Source organism: Sphingobium estronivorans (genome assembly GCF_008692605.1).
GTDB classification, from domain to species: domain Bacteria; phylum Pseudomonadota; class Alphaproteobacteria; order Sphingomonadales; family Sphingomonadaceae; genus Sphingobium; species Sphingobium estronivorans.
Genome location: NZ_LFCT01000023.1, coordinates 19,654 through 39,270 on the forward strand (window position 1 = coordinate 19,654; position 19,617 = coordinate 39,270).

General features: G+C 61.3%; 14 protein-coding genes. 11 read left to right on the forward strand and 3 right to left on the reverse strand.

Annotated features, from left to right (window positions below):
* Positions 1-151 precede the first annotated feature (151 nt).
* The 3 genes from F7P65_RS16005 to F7P65_RS16015 all read left to right on the forward strand — a co-directional run bounded on the left by F7P65_RS16005 (position 152) and on the right by F7P65_RS16015 (position 5,620).
* On the forward strand, positions 152-1,522 hold the full coding sequence (locus F7P65_RS16005; RefSeq protein ID WP_150293519.1) for an aldehyde dehydrogenase family protein: 1,371 nt from the start codon (positions 152-154) through the stop codon (positions 1,520-1,522).
* 50 nt (positions 1,523-1,572) lie between these two features.
* Positions 1,573-2,652, forward strand: coding sequence for an alcohol dehydrogenase (locus tag F7P65_RS16010; protein WP_162854658.1), 1,080 nt, complete (start codon positions 1,573-1,575; stop codon positions 2,650-2,652).
* Between the two features lie 505 nt (positions 2,653-3,157).
* Positions 3,158-5,620, forward strand: a complete 2,463-nt coding sequence (locus tag F7P65_RS16015; protein WP_162854659.1) for a TonB-dependent receptor — start codon at positions 3,158-3,160, stop codon at positions 5,618-5,620.
* A 193-nt stretch (positions 5,621-5,813) separates the two neighbouring features.
* Here the strand turns inward: F7P65_RS16015 and F7P65_RS16020 are convergent, their stop codons facing one another.
* On the reverse strand, positions 5,814-6,497 hold the full coding sequence (locus F7P65_RS16020; protein ID WP_162854660.1) for a TetR/AcrR family transcriptional regulator: 684 nt from the start codon (positions 6,495-6,497) through the stop codon (positions 5,814-5,816).
* Positions 6,498-6,822: 325 nt separating this feature from the next.
* On the opposite strand from F7P65_RS16020, the gene F7P65_RS16025 reads away from it, so the two are divergent.
* Positions 6,823-7,791, forward strand: a complete 969-nt coding sequence (locus tag F7P65_RS16025; protein WP_205452118.1) for a PDR/VanB family oxidoreductase — start codon at positions 6,823-6,825, stop codon at positions 7,789-7,791.
* An 83-nt stretch (positions 7,792-7,874) separates the two neighbouring features.
* Positions 7,875-9,065, forward strand: coding sequence for a cytochrome P450 (locus F7P65_RS16030; RefSeq protein WP_150293394.1), 1,191 nt, complete (start codon positions 7,875-7,877; stop codon positions 9,063-9,065).
* Between the two features lie 139 nt (positions 9,066-9,204).
* Here the strand turns inward: F7P65_RS16030 and F7P65_RS16035 are convergent, their stop codons facing one another.
* Both F7P65_RS16035 and F7P65_RS16040 read right to left on the reverse strand, forming a co-directional pair.
* A complete protein-coding gene (locus F7P65_RS16035; RefSeq protein ID WP_150293395.1) occupies positions 9,205-9,480 on the reverse strand; it encodes a hypothetical protein in 276 nt (91 codons plus the stop codon).
* Position 9,481: 1 nt separating this feature from the next.
* Positions 9,482-11,446: a linalool dehydratase/isomerase domain-containing protein gene (locus tag F7P65_RS16040; protein WP_150293397.1), complete on the reverse strand. Its 1,965-nt coding sequence runs from the start codon at positions 11,444-11,446 to the stop codon at positions 9,482-9,484.
* Positions 11,447-11,829: 383 nt separating this feature from the next.
* Between F7P65_RS16040 and F7P65_RS16045 the strand changes: the two genes are divergently transcribed.
* From F7P65_RS16045 to F7P65_RS16070, 6 genes are all read left to right on the forward strand, one after another.
* Entirely contained in the window at positions 11,830-12,300 is a 471-nt protein-coding gene (locus tag F7P65_RS16045) for a hypothetical protein (protein WP_150293399.1), read from the forward strand.
* Between the two features lie 79 nt (positions 12,301-12,379).
* Positions 12,380-13,453 carry an aromatic ring-hydroxylating oxygenase subunit alpha gene (locus tag F7P65_RS16050; protein ID WP_162854661.1) on the forward strand — a complete coding sequence of 358 codons (1,074 nt, stop codon included), beginning with the start codon at positions 12,380-12,382 and terminating at the stop codon, positions 13,451-13,453.
* Positions 13,450-14,670 (forward strand): acyl-CoA dehydrogenase family protein, encoded by a 1,221-nt coding sequence (locus F7P65_RS16055; protein ID WP_150293404.1) that lies wholly within the window; start codon positions 13,450-13,452, stop codon positions 14,668-14,670. The genes F7P65_RS16050 and F7P65_RS16055 overlap by 4 nt, the downstream gene beginning before the upstream one ends.
* A 272-nt stretch (positions 14,671-14,942) precedes the next feature.
* On the forward strand, positions 14,943-15,749 hold the full coding sequence (locus tag F7P65_RS16060; protein WP_150293406.1) for an alpha/beta fold hydrolase: 807 nt from the start codon (positions 14,943-14,945) through the stop codon (positions 15,747-15,749).
* Complete coding sequence (locus F7P65_RS16065; RefSeq protein WP_162854662.1) at positions 15,746-17,311, forward strand: FAD binding domain-containing protein; 1,566 nt, start codon at positions 15,746-15,748, stop codon at positions 17,309-17,311. The genes F7P65_RS16060 and F7P65_RS16065 overlap by 4 nt, the downstream gene beginning before the upstream one ends.
* The gene (locus F7P65_RS16070) at positions 17,308-19,614 is read left to right on the forward strand and encodes a xanthine dehydrogenase family protein molybdopterin-binding subunit (protein WP_205452121.1); all 2,307 of its coding nucleotides are present in this window, start codon (positions 17,308-17,310) and stop codon (positions 19,612-19,614) included. The genes F7P65_RS16065 and F7P65_RS16070 overlap by 4 nt, the downstream gene beginning before the upstream one ends.
* Positions 19,615-19,617 lie beyond the last annotated feature (3 nt).

A 19,617-nucleotide genomic window follows, 5' to 3' on the forward strand; every position in this document is an offset into this window, starting at 1 on the left:
ATGATGCCCCGCGCGGAATGTCTGTTTTCCTTGCCTTTGATGTTCCGACGTAAAGGATGACGATGTGACTGCCTTGGACAATGCGAACGCCGCGCAAGCGCGCGCCGAAGATTATCACTTGATCATCGACGGACAACGGGTGGAAGGCGCAATGAGCCTGGAGGTCGTCAATCCGGCGACTGGCAAGGTCTTCGCCACCTGCGCGCGCGCTGACAGCGAGCAGGCGAACAGCGCGGTGGCTGCGGCCAAGCGCGCTGTTCCTTCATGGTCATCGCTGGAGCAGTCGGAGCGTAATGCGTATCTCCACAAACTGGCGGCCGCGATCGAGGCGCGGTCAGAGGAAATCGTTCAGTTGCTTACGCGCGAACAGGGTAAGCCGCTAAGGCAGGCGCGCGGTGAGGTGGGCGGCGCCGTGGCGTGCCTGCGCTACTATGCCGATTTCAAGCTGCAGCCCGAAATTCTGCGCGACAACGACAATGAGCAGATCATCGAATATCGCGCACCGTTGGGTGTTCTAGCGGCGATCACCCCGTGGAACTTCCCGATCAGCCTGCTGGTCAACAAGCTCGCCCCGGCCCTGAGCGCGGGCAATACGATGGTTGCGAAGCCCGCGCCGACGACGCCGCTGACAACCTTGTTGATCGGCGGCATTGCGGCCGAACTGCTGCCGCCTGGCGTCTTCAACGTCATCGTGGACGACAATGACCTGGGGCCGTTGCTGACGGCGCATCCAGACATCGCGAAGATCGGCTTTACCGGATCGACAGCCACGGGCAAGCGAGTGATGGAAAGTGCCGCTGGAACGCTGAAGCGGCTTACGCTGGAGCTCGGCGGCAATGACGCTGCGATCATTCTTGACGACGTCGATGTTCCGGTGGTGGCGCGCAAGGTGTTCGACGCCGCTATGGTGAATGCGGGTCAGGTCTGCTTGGCGGCGAAGCGCATTTTCGTGCCGCGCGCGCTCTATCCCGCATTTTGCGACGCGTTCGCCAGATTGGCGGAGAGCGCGGTGGTGGGGGACGGATCTGAAGAGGGCGTGCAGATCGGCCCAGTCCAGAACCGGCAGCAATATGAAAAGCTGATCGGCCTGATTGATCAGGCGCGGACCGACGGGCGCATCATCGCGGGCGGCGACGCGGTGGACCGGCCGGGATATTTCATTGCGCCCACGGTTGTTTGCGATATCGCGGATGATGCGGCGCTGGTCCAGCAGGAACAATTCGGGCCGGTGATGCCGGTGCTGCCTTATGACGAGATCGATGAGGTCGTCTCGCGAGCGAACGACACGGAATATGGGCTGGGCGGCACAATCTGGACTTCGGACATCGTACGCGCCGAGCAACTGGCGAAAAGATTGGACACGGGCACGGTCTGGATCAACAAGCATCTGGAATTGCCTGCCGACGTCTCCTTTGGCGGGGCCAAGCAATCTGGGATCGGCCGTGAAAAGGGCCGAGCCGGCATATTCGAAGTCACGCAGGCAAAGGTCATCAACATCTCCAAGGTGTCCCTGGGAGCTTGAGCGAAGGGGATGGCGAGCGTCGGAAGCATGAAGGGACGGCGAAGCGGGCGATGAAATCCTATCAACTGACCGGCTTCAACCGCCCGCTGGAATGCGTGGAGCAGCCAGCACCGGAACCCAAGGGATCGGAAGTCGTCATCGAAGTCATGCAATGCGGCGTCTGTCACACCGACCTGCATCTTTGCCGGGGCTATTATGACGTGGGGGGTGACAAGAAGTTTACCCTGGCGGATCGGGGCGTCCATCCGCCGATCGTCCTGGGGCATGAAATATTGGGCAAGCTGATTGCCGCAGGGCCGGATGCGCCGGTTGATCCCGCGCAAATCGGGCGCGACTTCCTGGTCTATCCGTGGATCGGATGCGGAACTTGCGCCATTTGCCGCAGCGGCCAGGAAAATCTGTGCCCCGACGTCGCAGCGATCGGCATCCAGCGTCCGGGAGGGTATCAGGAACAACTGATCGTACCTCATCCGCGCTATCTGTTCGACGTGGAGGGCATAAATCCCGTCGTGGCGGCGACCTATGCCTGTTCTGGCCTGACCGCCTACGCCGCCATCCGCAAATGTTCGGGCGATCCCGCGACGGAGGCGTTGATGATCATGGGCTTTGGCGGATTGGGCCAGAGCGCACTGCTGATCGCCAAGGCGCTGGGTCATGCGCATATAGTGGTGGCGGACACGCTGGAGGAGCGCCGCACCATTGCGTTGGAAATGGGTGCTTCGGCGGTCTTCGACCCGGCCGATCCCGGCGCAGGGCAGGATTCCGCGTCGCCGGCCCGCCCCATCGCCGCGGCGCTGGACTTTGTCGGTTCCGAAGAGTCTGCGTTGAACGCGATCGCCATGTTGAGGCGCGGCGGGACCTATGTCGCTGTCGGCCTGTTTGGCGGGGAGATGAAGGTTTCGCTCGTCGGTCTGATCGTCAAGGCGCTGTCCATCGTCGGATCCTACGTCGGATCGCCGCAGGAACTGGGCGAGTTGCTTGATCTTGCGCGGGGGCGCGGGCTTGGCGTCCCGCCCGTCGAAACGATGCCGATGAGCGAGGTGAACCAGGCTTTGCAGAGGCTGGCGAAAGGAGAGAGCAGGGGACGGATCGTCCTTACAGCGGCAGTGCCAGATAAAGCAAAGCCATGAGATTTTGGGACGGGTGCGCGACCGCTGAACACGGGCGAAAAAAGAGGGCGCGTGCGTATCGCAGCGCGACTGACGCCGTCATCGAGTTGCGCGAGCAGCCAATTAATTTCGTTCATGCCCATAGCGAAAACATTCGTTTGCGAAGATGCGGCGTATATATTCTAGTCATTGACTGAAATAGACCGGGTCAAGAGACCGGGGAGTGAGAGGAGGCGGGCGATCTTTCTTGATTGGCGGATTACTGACCGAGCAGTTGTCCGCGAGCGAAGGCGGTTCACTTGCGCGGCCGGCGCTTCTTCGCCGGAATTGCCGGATTTCGGCAAATAGGAGGATGTCGATCGCTGGTCGGAATCCTCCTGGCGTGGATCATAAGGTAGACGTAAGGGGCTTACATACATGCCTTTGCGTTGGAATCATTTCACGACATCGATTGACGACTGAAAGGTTGGTCTCGATTTCGTACGTAATCGATGACTTCAGGTTAGTAAAATTACTGGGAGGGATAATGTCCAAGAAAAATTCATCAGCCAATCGGGTCAGTCCGCTTGAGGTCGGTCGTATCGCGCTGCTTGCTGGCGCGAGCATCTTTTCCTCTACTATACTGAGCCATTCGGCCCTCGCGCAGACCGACGCGACCGCGCAGGCCACCGGGGATGCCAGGGACGCCGACATCGTCATTACGGCGCAGCGTCGCGCGCAGAGGCTCCAGGATGTCGGCATTGCCGTCGCAGCGTTCGAAGGAGACGCCCTGAAGGAACTGGGCCTGTCGCGAAGCACCGACATCGCGCAGATCACGCCGGGCGTCTACGCATCGGGCAGCTATGGCGGCCAGACCCAGCAGTTCACCATTCGCGGCGTCACCCAGTCGGCCTATGCCGACTTCCTGGAAGTTCCGGTGGCGGTCTATATCGACGACGTCTATATTCCCACGCAACAGGGCCACATGTTGTCGTTGTTCGACATCGATCGCGTCGAAGTGCTGAAGGGGCCGCAGGGCACCTTGTTCGGTCGCAATGCGACGGGTGGCCTGGTCCACACAGTCATCGCGCAGCCGGATGCCTCGGCATTCAGCGGCTATGCTGACCTCACCTACGCCCGGTTCAACGAAGTCAAGGCGGAAGGCGCGATCAACGTGCCCCTGTCGAGCACGGCGGCGCTGCGTGTTTCGGGATATTATTCGCGGATCGACGATTATTGGAAGAATCGCTATCCTGAAGGTTTGTCCGCTGGCGCGCCCGGCAATTTCGGACCGGCGCTGTCCCCGTGCTGCGAAAATCTGGGCGGGAGCAGGACCTATGCTGGCCGGGCCCAGTTCAAATGGGAGCCGATTGACGACCTGAGCATCCGCCTCGGCCTGTCGGGCACGAAGTCGCGCGCATCGGTGGCGCCCTATACTTCCGTCGCGACGATCGGCACCTACAACACGGCCGGTGGCTATGTTCAGAATGATCGGGCCTCGTCCACGGAAACGCGGCTGGCGATCGGCCCCGACGGCAACAACCTGCCGACGGTCGGCATTCCCTTCTCACTCTTTTCCTTCCCCGGCAACGGCACCCGGGCGCCTGGAGCGGACTGGTTCGGCTATGTGCCGCTGGACGCGAAGGACCTGGAGCTGTCGTCCGACTATGCGATCCAGGACCGCAATCGGGCTTCGGTCTGGATGGCGACCGGCCATATCGACTACAAGTTGGGCGAGGTCGACCTGTCATCGATCACCGCATATCAGGAACATAAGAAGAGCTTCCTGCTCGACGCGGACGGCGGTCCGGTCAACTTCCTGGCCGTCGGCGCTGACGCCCAGACAAGCGCCTTTTCGCAGGAAGTCCGCCTGAGCGGCGGCGAGGACGCCTTCCGCTGGACGGGCGGCGCTTATTATCTTGACCTGCGCACCCATTTCCACAGTGGTCTGATGGGGGCGCGCGGATCGATCCTGGCGGCCGCCTTTGGCCGGGCAGCGGACGGCATTCAGCTATCGCCGGTCGGGGACCTGAAAACCCAGTCCATCTCCGCGTTCGGCCAAGTGGAAATCGGCCTTGCCGAACAATGGAAGGTCATTCTGGGCGGACGCATCATCCGGGAGCATCAGGAATTCGCCTCCACCGGCAACGCCTATGCCAGCACGGATGATTACGAACTCCAGGATGATGTCGTGCTCTTCCCCTTCACCACGCCCTATTCGAACGAGCGGACGAAAACGCTATGGGCAGGGAAGGCGCAGTTGGAGTTCCGTCCCAGCCACGACATGCTGATCTACGCCGGTGTGAACCGGGGCGTGAAGGGCGGCAATTACAATGCCAAGGGCTTTGGCGTCGCCATTTCCGACCCGGATATTCCCTACAAGGCAGAAACCCTGATCGCCTACGAAGCGGGCTTTAAATATGGTGACCGTGCGTTTTCGCTGAACGCTGCGGCATTCTATTATGACTATCAGGACTTCCAGGCATTCCTGTTCACGAACGGCGCGGGGCTGGTGAAGAACCAGGACAGCACCATTTACGGGTTTGACGCCGACCTGGGCGTTCAATTGACCAATGCGCTGCGCGCAACGGTGGGTGCATCCTATTCCCATGCCGAAATCGAGAACTACGAAGTGTCGCCGGGCGTTTTCAGAACTGTCCGACCGCCCTTCGCCCCGCGGGCGCAGGCCACCGCGACAGTTACCTACACGGTGCCCGCTCCGGTCGCTGGCGGTGAGCTGTCCTTCAACGCGCTGGGTAACTATGCGTCGGGCTTTTATCACAACCTCCGCAACTTCCGCGGAAACTGGTTCAAGGGGCGCACCATCTTCAACCTGAGTGCTGCCTGGAAGCAGGAGCCGACCGGGCTCAGCCTGACCGCATATGTCAACAACCTGTTCGACAAGCGCTACGGCCAGATCGGGTTCGACAATACGACGCTGTGCGGCTGTACGCTGGAGTCCTATGGGCCTCCGCGCACTTACGGGCTGACGATCGGCTATCGTTTCTAATCTTGTCACTGGGGGGGTGGCGGGGGAGGCGCGATTTTTCGCGCCTCCCCTTTACCTTTGTCTGAAGAAAATGGGCCTGAAGGAAAAGGGTTGCGTCGTACTGGCGGATAGGGGCGCAGCACCTGAGCGGCGGAAATCGAGCCCGGCAAATAGGGTCAGGCGTTAACCAAAGGGATCCCCCCGATTGTTCGTCTCAACGGGGCAGTGCGCCGTAGAGGAACAACGAGACCCTGTTGCGGAGCTGGCGCTGGAATTCCTCTTCCGTCATTTCGAACCAGGATTGCGCCTGGTAGGAACCATGAATGATAAGAAGATAGCAGGACAGCGCGACCTCGGCGGGCTGTCCGATCTTGTGCTGTTCGAAAAGCTCGGTGAGATGGCCCAGGGTCACTTGCACGGTCTGGCCCAGAAAATAGCTCCAGATTTCCGGCATCTGATAGAGCTCCGAGTGCGCGAGCTTGATGAGCCTGCGCCCTGATGTCGACCTCATGCTGGAAAGAATGAGTCCTGCAATCGCTACCAGGGTTTCGTGCAAATCCGGCTTTTCGATTTGTTGCAACCGTTCGGCGGGTATCACGAGATCGTTGATCGCACCCTGCAAGGCGGCCCTGAACAGGGTCAACTTGTCGCCGTAGCGCGTGTAGACGGTCTTGCGCGCCATTCCCAGGGAATCCACGATCGCTTCTATCGTCGTCCCTTCGAAACCCCGTTCGAGAAACAGATCGAGGGCGCGATTGAGCAGTTCGCGGTTGCGCAACTCGCTCTGTGCTCGGCTGGGCCTCCCTCGCGACCGGCGCGACTGCGGATTGGCGGCGGGGTCACCTCGCCGGTCGCCTTCCCGGAATATCGGGGAAGCGCCAATCGATGGTTTGTTCATTCTCATTCCGCTCCTGCGACAGCTTGTCCAACGGGCTAATCCAACCAGCGCATGGAGGCAAGTTTTAAGAGAATATCATCTTATATTCTCTTTTTTGTTGACGGCTCCCTCCTGCACGACATAAGAATGATTGCACTAAAAAAGGTCATGGCCGGAAAGCCGCTCGATGACGGCGGCGCGTTGCGTGGCGAATGATGTGGATGGAAGAGGTCGTTGACTGGCGTCCCGTTCATCATGTCCGCATGCGTCGGCTTCCGACTTGCCGGTAACGGTCCGTTGGCGATCACAAACGCCTGGCGGACCCCTTGGGTTGAGGATAGCGTCGATGAATATCATGCGGGATTTTCGGTCCGAAGTTGATTTGAAGCTGCGCATCGCCCGGAAATGGCGGGAGGCCGAAGGGGTCGAGGCGATTGAGCTTGAAGCGCCGCACGGTGAGGATTTGCCTGAATGGAGTCCGGGCGCGCATATTGACCTGTTCGTGCAGGATGGCAGCGCCCGGCAATATTCCCTGTGCGGCGATCCCGCGAACCGAAAGGTTTGGCGCATCGCGATCCTGCGTGAAGAGGATGGCCGGGGCGGATCGCGCTGGCTGTGCGACAAGGTGAAGGAAGGCGATGTGCTGAGGACGCGCGGCCCCCGCAATCACTTCCCCTTTGACAGGGCGTCATCCTACCTGTTCATCGCGGGCGGCATAGGGATAACGCCGCTGCTGCCTATGATTGCGGCGGCGAAGGCGGCCGGAGCGGACTATCGCATCGCCTATGGCGGCCGGAGCCGGGCGTCCATGGCTTTCCTCGACGCGATCGAGGCAGAGCGGGAACGCGCCGCCATTTGCCCGCTGTCAACGGGGCAGTTGGATCTTGACAGGCTTCTTGCCGATCCGGGGACGGACAGGCTCGTTTATTGTTGCGGCCCAGGTGGCTTGCTGGACGCCTTGCAGGAAAAGTCCCGACACTGGCCGTCGGGAAGCGTGCGGATCGAGCGTTTCAGCCCCAAGGCACAGGTCGATCAATCGCCGGACAGGGCGTTCGAAGTCGAGCTTGCGAAAAGCGGCCGCGTTTTCGCGGTTCCCACAAGCCGGAGCCTGCTCGAAGTGCTGGAGGAAGCCGGCGCGGACGTCGTTAGCTCCTGCGGCGAGGGCACGTGCGGCTCATGCCTGACGCCGGTCCTGTCAGGCGAACTGGAGCACAGGGATTCTGTCCTGACCGAAGAGGAGCGGGCGCGTGGCGACTGCCTGATGGTTTGTGTGTCGCGTTGCCACAGTTCCAGACTGGTCCTCGACATCGCGTGATCCGGGTCCGGGCGACAGCCGACGTCGGCGTTCGCGTTGCCCGCATCCAATAGCAGCAACAATGGCAAGGCGTAGGAGAAATAATGATGTCGGAATTTGATCCGCTGGCGGCCATGGCCGAAATGGAGACCAATCCAAGCATTGAGGCGGCGGACATATATGGCGATGTGCTTTCCCGATGCCCGGTGAGCCGCACGCACATCAACAATGCCCAGGTCGAGTGGTGGGGCGCCTACGGCTATGACGAGCTTTTGAGCGTTCTCAAGAATTTTCGCGCGATGAGCAGCACGGTCGGTGTGGACGAAAGAGGATTGCCGACGATCATTCCGCTGTTTGCCGATCCGCCGCTTCACACCGGCTTTCGCAAGCTGCTCAATCCGAGCTTCCCGCCCGCTGTCGTCGGCCGGATCGAAGGGGACATCCGGGTTTTTGCGAACGAGATGATCGATGACATGGTCGCCAAGCGCGACGTCGATTTCCATGAAGAATTCGGATCGAAATTCCCGACCCGTGTTCTGTGCCGCTTCCTGGGTGTGCCCGACGAAGACTGGCCCATTCACTACAAGTTCGTATCGGACAATGACCGGCTGAGCACGGCGTTCACCAATCCTGCCGCGGGGATGGCGAAGTCCATCCTGGCTGAGTTCGTGCCCTACGTCAGAAAGATCATCGCCTTTCGACGCGAAAATCCGGCGGACAATATCATCAACAGCTTCGTCACCGGAGACGTCGAGGGGCGCAAGCTCGAAGAGCATGAGATTATTCATCTCGTCATTGCAATGATGCTGGCTGGACATGCGACGACAACCGCGGCGATCAGCAACTTCACGCTGCGCCTGGCAAGCGACCAGGCGTTGCAGGCCACATTGCGCGCCAACCCGAACCGTATTCCAGACGCGCTTGAGGAATCGCTCCGCATGGACGCGCCGCAACAAGCCCTGCTGCGCAAATGCCTGGTCGATACGGACGTGGGCGGCCAGACGATCAAGGCGGGGCAGTTCGTTCTGACCAACTATGGTTCGGCGAACAATGATCCGCGGAAATTCGACCATCCAGAGACGTTCGACCTCGACCGGGCGGGCAAGGGCCATCTGTCCTTCGGCTTCGGAATGCATCAGTGCCTGGGTCAGCACCTCGCGCGTCTGGACATGCGGATCGCAATCGAAACGCTGCTGGACAAGACTTCGTCCATCACGGTGAACGGGCCCGTGAAGCGCCGCACCTATCCGGTGCTCGCTCCGCTTGAACTACCGCTGCGCCTCGAACCGGCCTGAGCTTTGAAGATGTCCGGCTGCGCAAGCCTTGTTTTGCGCGGCCGGGCCAATGTGCTATCATGCGGACCACCGCCGAGCGCTTGCCTTGATAGCCATATCGATGTGCCCCGCCTTCGGTCAGTTGGCGGGGATTTCTCGTTCAAATCCGGCTGCGGTCGAGAGCAGCCAGCCTGGCGTCAGGCTTTCGTACGTCAGGGTTGCCGCCGCAGTAGCGCGCCGACTGGACAGTCGCATTGCGATGCGAGGACCAGTGATGGGCGTGATCGTCCTTGCCGACGAAGACATAGACGAGGCCCGCCAGCATCGCGCAGGCCGCCGCCGCAATGCCGCAGGCTAACAGCCTGGGGCTCCTGATGAAGTGGATGACGGCAAGGAGTTGCGAGATCGCGATCGCGCCCAGGATGCAGCAGGCCATCCTATCCCCCAGCGCGGCTAATCAGCACAGGCGTCCGTCCGTCGAGCGGGATGGACAGCAGAAGGTGGCCGCTCTCATCGGCTCGATGAAGCTCTGCGCCGTCGTTGACGCGGTAGCTGGCGGACGGCACGAGATTTTCGATCGTGAGCCGCTGCGGCCCCGGGGCTGCGCCATTGTAGAGAACAAGGTTCAGCCCCTTCCCGTCGCTGACAGCCTTGCCGACCAGAACGTCCGGATAGCTGCAATTGGTCAGCTTGGGACCGGTCACGGCATGGGGCCGGGGGCCGTTCGCGATCACGTCGCGCCAATCGTTTCGGCGAGACCAGCGCGCGGCGGCGAGCTTCACATTGGCGGAGTTGGAAGCCTTCTGATAGGAAAGACGATCATCGGATGCTTCCCGCTCGAGCAGATCGTCGGCGGTCGCCAGCGCGGCTACCCGCATTTCTTCGTCCCCCTGCTCCGCCGCCGCCTGGGCGATGCCGGCGAGCGTGTAGGCAGGGGACTTGCGGTAGTTGCCGAGGTCGATCTCTTTTGCCCAAGGGGTCGATAGCTCGACGCGGCCGTCCTTCAAGCTGATCATTTCGTCGCGCAACAGTGCGTAGGAACGCCGGGCGACTGCGGGGTTGAAGGCGTTGGCTATATAGGAAATGACTGCGCGGGTGGGCTGTTGCAGAATGGGGTTCGTCCGGGAAAAGCGGTGCAGGCCCGTCAGCGACGAGGTGAGGGCGGAAATTTCCCAGTCCGCTGCGGTGAATTCCTCGTCGAGCCTTTGCATGAAGAGGGCGTAGCTGCTTTCGAAATGCTCTGTGCCGTTGAGGCGATCATAGGGCATGAGCCCGCACATGGCGAATATATTGCAGATCGGGAACGTCCAGAAGGGTTCGCATGGATAAAGACACAGGGCATTTGCATCGAAATTCCGGTTGATCACCCGGACGAAGCTGCCCGCATCATGGGCGAAGACCGCGTCCTTGTTCGCGAAGGGCCGGAACTTGAGCGCGCCATCCTGCTGATAGCGCAGGTCGCCCGTATTTGCCGCATAGACGGTAAGGGCAGGGAGCGACCATCCGGTCAGCATCACATTGTCGGTCGCGATCGGATCGGGTTCCCATTGGAACTTGCTGGCGGCATATTGCCATTTCCAATAGCTGCATACTTCGGGAGCGGTCAGGCTTTCGATCGCATATCGCTGCGCGACGTTTAGATAGCCGTGGAAATTGGGCGTATAGGCATGTTGCAATTGCGCCAGCCCGTAACTGATCCAGTTCAGCTGATAGCGAAGCGCAGCGCCCTGAATATTGTCGATCCGGGTAAAGCCGTCGAAGCTGCCGACCGGCTGAAGAGCCAGATCGAAAAGATAGCGCGCCGCCTGAAGGGATTCGGGATCGAGTTCACGATGCGCTGCGTCCGGACGAGGACTTTGGAGGCTCCAGGCGTCCAATTGCTGTGCCATCGCCGGAACGGACCGCTCGCGTTCCTTCTTGCGAAGGGCGATTTGCGTGACGTCGCGCCTGCGCTGCACTTCTTGAAGAGCCCAGAAGCCCAGGGCCGACAGGACAACGATCCCCTGGCCAAGGCCGTCAGGCGGCCCGTCAGCCAGACCGACGGCAAGGAGGGAAGGGGCGATCCAGACCAGCAGCGGCACGATCATAAAACCGCTCATCATCCAGATGAACACGGCGAGGCGGAAAAGGAGGAGATTGGCAATGAAAGCCGCTATTCCCCAGCCGCCAAGCATCGCGTAACCGGCGCCCGGCGCCCAAAGGCTCCAGCCCAGCACTTCGGCGGAGGGGCCCGCATCCGCCACGCCCGTTAGGCGAAGCACGGTCGGGAACAGGCCGATCGCGCAAAGCGCGGCGTGGAAGCGGATCGTCCGCTGGCGCAGTCCTCTGGTGACCGGACCGGTGGTGCCCGGTGATTTTTGGGGAAGATGCAATCCATTGCCCAGGGAAAGCTGGCCGGCCATTTGCATTATCCTCCGTGATCGAGCCTACGCACTGGCACCTTGCCCTAAAGAAGATGAAATGGCATTTCAATGCTGATGACGATCTATGTTCGCCCGGCCCCTTGGTTTCTCCCCGAACTCGCGATAGTCCATCGGCTGGGCAGGGCGGGATGTTCGACAGGTCTTGACAGTTTTCACAGGCTCGCAGGGGACCGAAAGGCCCCCTGACACTCGGCACAAGCGGCGGGAAATGGCGCAAAAGCGTGGCTTTGAGGTCATGAACGCCCTTTATGAAGGTGCGAAAATTCGTCGTTTGCGACTTGTGGCCCGGCTGCGCATAATCCGTGCCAAGATAGCGCGAGTTTTGCCGCCGCGATCATAATTAGAGGATGTTGGAGGACTGCATGATTTTTCATAACTCCATTCCGGCGACCGACCCGCAGAAGGTTGCCGAAGTGATCGCCGAAATTTGGGGCGGTAACGCCGAAGCTTTTCGCTTCCCCCCATGGCCTGGCGCTTATGTTGCGATCGCGGGGGATGAACGGGGAACCACGATGGAGGTTTATCCCCGCGAACAGACCATGGCGCCCGGGGAGGGGGAGGGAGCCGCCTGGGCGCGCCCTGACGAAAGCCCATCACAATATGTCGCGTTCCATGTCGCGACAATGTCCAACAAGACCGAAGACGAAATCCTGGCTATAGCAGAACGAGCAGGCTGGCGTGCGCTGCGTTGTTCGCGGGGCGACTTCTTCGATGTCATCGAGGTTTGGGTCGAAAACCGGATGTTGCTTGAAGTGCTTACGCCTGAAATGCAGGCCGATTACAAGAAGAACGTCAATCTTGAAATGTGGCGGTGGACCAAATCTGAAAGCTGAGATTCGGTCGATACCGTTCCATTTCAAAATTGCTCCGGGAATTTACAAGAACAGTAGTCCTTCCGGAGGGGAGACCCAAATGTATCCATTCTCCAAAGATGTGTATGCGGCAAAAAATTGCTGGTATGTCGCTTCTTTTTCCCGGGACGTTACCCGTTCCCCTCTTGAGCGCTGGTTGCTGGATCAGCCCGTCGTCCTGTATCGTCGGGAGAATGGTGAAGTCGTCGCGCTAGAGGGGCGTTGCGCCCACCGTCATTTCCCTCTTGCGGAAGGGAAGGTGATCGGCGACAATCTTCAGTGCCCCTACCACGGTTTCACTTACGCGCCGGACGGGCAGGCGGTGCGGATACCCTCGCAAGAACGCCCTTCAAGCCGGTGCGGTATCAAATCCTATCCGACGGTTGAAAAATGGCGCTGGATCTGGATCTGGATGGGAGACCCCGTCCTTGCCGACCCCGGCCTCATCCCAGATCATTATGCAATCGGCCTGGAAGGCGACGACCTGACCACCGACGATGCGTATCACGGAGAGATTGAGGCGCGTTACCAGTTGATCCATGACAATTTGATGGATCTGACCCATGTCGCTTTTCTGCACAGAAACACGTTGGGTGGCGGGGGCGACGATTCCGCGACGGCGAAAGTTTCGGAACGTGAGGGCGAGGGGTGGCTGGAAGCGGAACGGATCATCCGCGATGTTCCCACCGTGCCTCATTTCGCCGCGTATCTCGGATATGCGGGGAATTGCGACCGGCATATCGGTCAGCGTTTCTACCTTCCTGCGCTCCATCATGGATGGGACAAATATCTTTATCCAGAGGGCCATCCCGAGGCAGGCAAGATGTTCGGGATGCTTCAGGTCTATCACGCGATCACCCCGGCTCGGCGCAATTCGGCGCACTACTTCTTCGCCACCGCCAGGAATTTCGGCAGGGAGGCACATGAGGAGATGAGAGCTGCGACAATAGCTGTGATCCAGGAGGACGTGTGGGGGCTTTGCCACGTCGAACGGATGCTCCAGGCGTGCCACGGCAATGTGCCGCGCGAATACAGCGCGCGGACCGATACACAGCAGCTTTTGGCGAGGCGCAAGCTGGAACAGCTTATCCTCAGAGAGAATGAAGCCCTTTGCGAAGAAAGGATTATGGAATGACCGTCGAGGTCTTGAAGCGTTCGGATGTGGCGAAGCCGACTGTCGAAGAGCTTGTTCAGCGCGCGCGCGACTTGCGTCCGGAACTGTCTGCCCGCACGCAGCAGACGGAACGCGACGGGCGGGTTTCTGAAGAGCTGACCGGCCTCGTGAAGGGGGCCGGACTCAACAGGGTGAGCCAGCCGACGGCCTTTGGCGGTTTCGGCTACGGACCGAGCGCGGTGTTCAAAGTCACCTATGAGATGGCCCGCGCCTGCCCCAGCACTTCCTGGTGCACGATGGTAGCGAACAGCAACGCTTGGTTCGCTTCCTATTGGCCCGAAGAGGTGCAACGCGACATCTGGGGAGCCGACCCCACGACCATGGTTGTCATTTCGGGAATCCCGGTTGGCAAGGGCCGCAAGGTAGAGGGCGGCTATGAGATATGGGGTGCATGGCCTTGGGCCAGCAATAGCGACAATTGCGACTGGGCGATCATTTCATGCGCGATCGCGGACACGGAAGAGGATAAGCCCGAAACCCAATGGTTCATCGTTCCGATGACTGAACTGCTCATCGACCAGGATAGCTGGGACATGGCCGGGATGCAGGGGACGGGCAGCAAGACGATGCTGCGTAAGGAACCGCTGTTCGTGCCGGAAGTCCGGCGGGTGAAATTGGCCGAGGTAGTGGCGGAAGCTACGCCCGGAAGCACGATTTGCGGCAATGACCTGGCCCGCTACAATTTCGCGACGCTGAGCGGCGTGGTGTTGCTGGGCCCGGTGCTCGGCATGGCGCGCGGAGCTCTCGACGCCTTTGTGGAAGCGATGCGGTCGAAGGTGAAGACGTCGCTCGTCGCGGGTGCGTCCACCACGGCGGGCGCGACGCCGGCGGTGCAGATGCGGGTCGCGGACGCATCGGCGCGGATCGACGCCGCGATAGCGCTGCTGCTGTCAAGCGTCGAACCGTTCGAGGCGAAAGTCGTGTCGGGCGAGACCGTCAGCGTGGAGGAGCGCGTCCGCATTCGTCGCAACATCGGATTTGCAGCTCGGCAGGCGTTCGAAGCGATCAATATCCTGTCGGAAGGCGCGGGCTCGTCTTCCTTCGCAAGCAAAGCCATGTTCCAGCGCTTCTGGCGGGACTTGTCGGTCGGCGTGCGCCATGTGACGCTGGACACCGATTCGATCTACCTGATGTACGGACAGGAGCAATTCGGCCTGCCGCCGCAGGGAGCCTATTAAGGCCGTCGATCCAAGCGCCGCGCCGGGTTGCCCGGCCGGCGCCTGAATGAATTTTTTCAGATGTCGGGAGGCGGCGGAGAACGCAGTCATCCCTGCAGAGGCTAAGGCCTTGGAACCAAGTCTTTGCCGGTCGGATATCCACCCCGTGTTTCGCGGTCCGCCGCACGAATTTCCTTCATGGCGCTGCGAAATCAATTCGCTTCTTCGGTCGCGGTTGGGATGGCAAGAAAATGTTCAACTCATCTAATTCTATGAGAGGCTCTGTAGGAGCAATGACCACCGAGAGTTTTGCCGTCGCCGCGGATGGAACCAGATTGAAATACAAGGTGCGCGGTTCAGGGCCGATCCGTTTCGCGCTGACCCATTCGCTGGCGATGGATGGCAGGTTCTGGGATCGCCTGGTCGAGGCGCTGGGCAACGAGGTTGCCGTCCTGACATGGGACTGCCGGGGCCATGGTGGTTCGGACAAGCCGGCCGGCCCCTACCGGATCGCAACTTTCGGCGACGATCTGGCGGCGGTTTTCGACGCAGCGGGTTGGGACCGCGCGATCTGCGCCGGGGCTTCGATGGGAGGTACGGTGACGCTCGCCTTCGCCGCGCGGCATCCCGAGCGCGTGATCGGTCTGGGCCTCATCGACACCACGGCGTCCTACGGTGAGGGCGCTCCGCAAGCGTGGGAAGAACGGGCGCAAAAGGCGCGGGAGGCGGGCCTGGCATCGCTGACGGCCTTCCAAGTGACGCGCTGGTTCAGCGATGACTTCCGTGCCGCGAACCCGGAACTGGTCGAAACATGCGTCAGCATCTTCTGCGCGAACGACATTGACGCTTATGTCGAAACCTGCCGGATGCTGGGTTCGGCGGACCTGGTGGCCACTTTGCCGGCCATTTCCGTGCCTGCCATGATCCTGGTGGGCGACGAGGATTACGCGACGCCGCCAGTGATGGCGGAGCAGATGCACGGCCTCACCAAAGGTTCGTCGCTGGAGGTCATTCCGGGTGCGCGTCATCTGACGCCGCTTGAATGCCCCCACCTGATCGCCGACCGGCTGCTCACTCTCGCGCGGAAGGTGGAAGCGTGAAATTCGAAGGCCGCTTCCGTATCCCAGCGCCGCGCCAGGACGTGTTCGCACGACTGAACGATCCGCATTTTTTTGTCGCCTGCCTGGAAGGGGTGAGCGACCTTCAGGAAATTGACGAGGATCACTATACCGCGAAGCTGGAGACGCGGATCGCTTATATTAAGTTCCGCTTCGACGTTGAGGTGGCCCTGCTGGAAAGGATTGCGCCAAGTCGCGTGGTCGCGCAGCTTGAGGGCACGCCGCTGGGCACGGTGGGCCGGCTGACCTCGACAGCGGTGGCGGACCTGGTCGATGCGGAGGACGGCCGCGAGACGGACATCGTTTACGAGATGGAAGTCGCGATGACCGGCAAGCTGGGCAGCCTGGGCCAGCCGGTGATGAAGTCCAAGGCACGCGAGATGGAGCAGGGCTTCGTGCGCAAGGCGAGCGCAGCCTTCGTGGGCGATGGGACTTCGCCGAGCGCCCAGACCGCCGCAGTGGTCGCGCCCGCAGCGCGTCAGGATGGCGGGAGGGTTCGGCAAGGCGCGCTGCGCCTGTGGGCTGCGCGGGTCGCCAGGACTATCGCGGCCAAGCTTAACCCAGAGCCGGATGCGGCGCAGCGCGTGCCTGGCGAAGGGGCCTTAGCTGCGTCAGGAGACGCGCAACAGGCTTTGGCGACCGGGTCCGTGCATCGGGGCGGTGCCGCGACCACGTCCTTGTCCTTCGATCTCGTCCGGCCCGGATCGGTGGCCGAAGCTGTTCGAATGCTGAGCATCGACGATCAGAGCGTTCGACCTTTTTCCGGCGGCACGGCGCTGATGCTCATGATGAAAAGCGGGGTCTACAAACCCAGCCGGCTCGTGGACCTGTCGGCTCTGGAAGGAGAGTTGGGCCACATCAGTCGGGATTCGTCCGGAGCGCTCAGGATCGGCGGTCTGGTTCGCCTGGCCGAACTGGGCGAGAATGCGGATATAGGCGAAATTGCGCCCGTCATCACGCGGATCATCCCGCGCCTGTCCAACGTGCGCGTGCGCAACGCGGCCCGCGTCGGTGGTTGCCTGGCGCATGGCGATCCCCACATGGACCTGCCGCCGATCCTCGCGAGCCTTCGGGCGGAAGCGGAGATCGTCGGTCCCGCCGGCACGCGGCGGACGCCCATCGATCAGCTTTACGTCGGTTACTACCAGACGCAGTTGGCCCAGGGCGAGATCATCGTCCAGATCCACGTGCCTCCGCAGGATCGCTGGGCAAGCACCTACCGCAAGATGACCGTGCGAACCTATGACGACTGGCCCGCGCTCGGCGTCGCCGTTTCGCTGCAACTGGAAGACGGAGTGGTTCGTGACAGCCGCATCGTAGTGTCGGCGGCGACCGAGAAGGTCACTCGCCTGACGGACGTCGAGGCGCTGATTCAGGGCAAGCGATTATCCGCTGACCTTTGCCAGGAGGCCGGAGAACTGGCCGCCCGGTCCGTCGACACGGTCAGCGATGTCCAGGGGACAGCAGCGTACAAGAAGGTGCTGGTCGAGGTCGAGCTGTCCCGCGCGCTTGAAACATTCCTCCAAGAGGAAGTCGCCGCATGAACAAGATGGATTTCATAAAGGGTCAGGACGCGGGCTCGGCCCAGCAGGTGGGCGCCTCGCCGCCGCGGCTTGAGGCCCGGCGCAAGGTGACGGGCCGGGCGGCCTATGTCCACAACGCATCCGCGCCGCGGATGCTGCATGCCAAGGTTTTTCGCAGCACCGTCGCGCATGGACGGATCCGGTCAGTCGACGTATCCGAGGCGTTGGCGCTGCCGGGGGTGCATTGGGTGCTGACCGGCGAAGACATCCGCCAGATCGTGCCCAATCCCTATTATGGGCCTGCCTTCCACGACCAGCCCGTGCTGGCGCTGGACAAGGTGCGCTATGTCGGCGAGCCGGTGGCCGTTGTGCTGGCCGACGACCCTTATGTCGCGGCGGATGCAGTCAACCTGATCATCGCCGACTATGACCTGCTCGATTCCGTCGATGACGAGATCGAGGCCATGACGTCGAAGGCGGTCGTGCATGAAGAATTGAAGCCGGCAGGGACTTTCCCCGACCTCAAGCATCTGCACGGCAAGCGCAATACCAACATCGCGCTGGACTATCATCTGCGGCGGGGCGACGTCGCATCGGCGTTCGCCAGCGCCCACCGGGTGTTCGAAAATGAGTTCCGCACGCAGGCCACCATGCACGTGCCGCTGGAACCGATGGTGTCCATGGCGGTGCCGGACGATGATCGCCTGATCATCCATACCGCCTCGCAAAGCCCCTCTTTTGTCCGGCTGGAAATCGCGCGTCTGCTGGGCTGGCCGGAAAACCGGGTGCAAGTGAAGGTGCCCCATCTTGGCGGGGGGTTCGGTGCGAAGCTCTACATCAAGCTGGAAGCACTGGTCGCCTGCGCGGCGTTGATCGCTCGCGCGCCGGTCAAGCTGTCGCTGACGATGGAAGAGCAATTCTACACCATCACCAAGCATCCCACGACCTTCCGCATCAAGACGGCGGTGGACGCCGAAGGACGGATCACCGCGCGCAAGTGCGAGATTTTCTGGAATGGCGGCGCTTATGCCGACATCGGCCCGCGCGTGACGCAGAAGTCAGGCTTCACCGCGCCGGGCCCCTACGACATAGAGAATGTCGAGGTGTCCTCCTACGCGCTCTATACGAACCGGCCGCCGGCGGGAGCCTTGCGCGGCTTTGGCATCCCCCAGCTCGTCTGGGCGTATGAAAGCCAGGCGGACATCATGGCCCGCGCGCTGGGCCAGGACCCGCTCGAATTCCGCCGCCACAATCTGCTGCGCGACGGGCGGCCGCAGGCGACCGGAACGATCATGCAGGACAGCGCGATCCACGAAGCGCTGGAACTGGTCGCGGAACGGCTCGGCTGGAACGAACCTTTTGATCGCGGTTCCGGCGATATAAGGCGCGGGCGCGGCATCGCGGTTGGGTTCAAGGCGTCTATTTCGCCCACCACGTCGGTAGCGATGGTTACGATCGCCGCCGATGGCAGCGTGTCGCTATCCATTTCGACAGTGGACATGGGGCAGGGTTCGGACACGGCGATGGCGCAGATCGTCGCGCAAGTGCTGGGTATCCGGACCGAGCAGGTCAATGTCGTCCATCCCGACACGGATGCGACCCCTTATGACATGGCGACCCTGGGTTCGCGATCAACTTATCACACCGGCAACGCCGTCAAGCTGGCGGCGGAGGACGCCCGTACCAAGCTGTGGGCGATGGCGCGCGACGCGGGCATAGACACAGAGAGCGGCTTCTCCTGGCCCAGCGTGTTCAAGGCCCACTATGGGATGCAGGCCGGGACGATCATCGGAACGGGCACCTTCATTCCCGACTACGCGCCCGCGGATGAAAACGGACAATCGCCTCTCGTCACCCCTTATTGGATGATCGGGGCGACTGCGGTCGAAGTGGAAGTCGATGTCCGCACGGGTCATCTGAATATTGTCCGCATGATCAATGCGGTGGATTGTGGAAAGCCGCTCAACCCCCGGATCGTGGAGACGCAGATTTCGGGCGCGGCGACGATGCAGTTGGGCTTCACCCTGTCGGAAGAGATGAATTTCGAGGCGGGGCAGGTCACCAACGCGTCCTTCGCCGACTACAAGATCATGGGTATCCATGACATCCCCGGCATCATGGAAAACCATATCATCGAGGCCGAACAGAGCAAGGCACCCTTCGGCGCGAAGGGCGTCGGGGAAAGCTCGACCTTCGGCATTTCGCCCTCTATCGCCAATGCGATCGAGGACGCGGTAGGGGTGCGGCTTTACGAATTGCCGCTGACCCCGGAAAAAGTGTTGCGCGCCATCCGCAGCGCTGGCGGCAATCCCCTTGAGGACTGACAT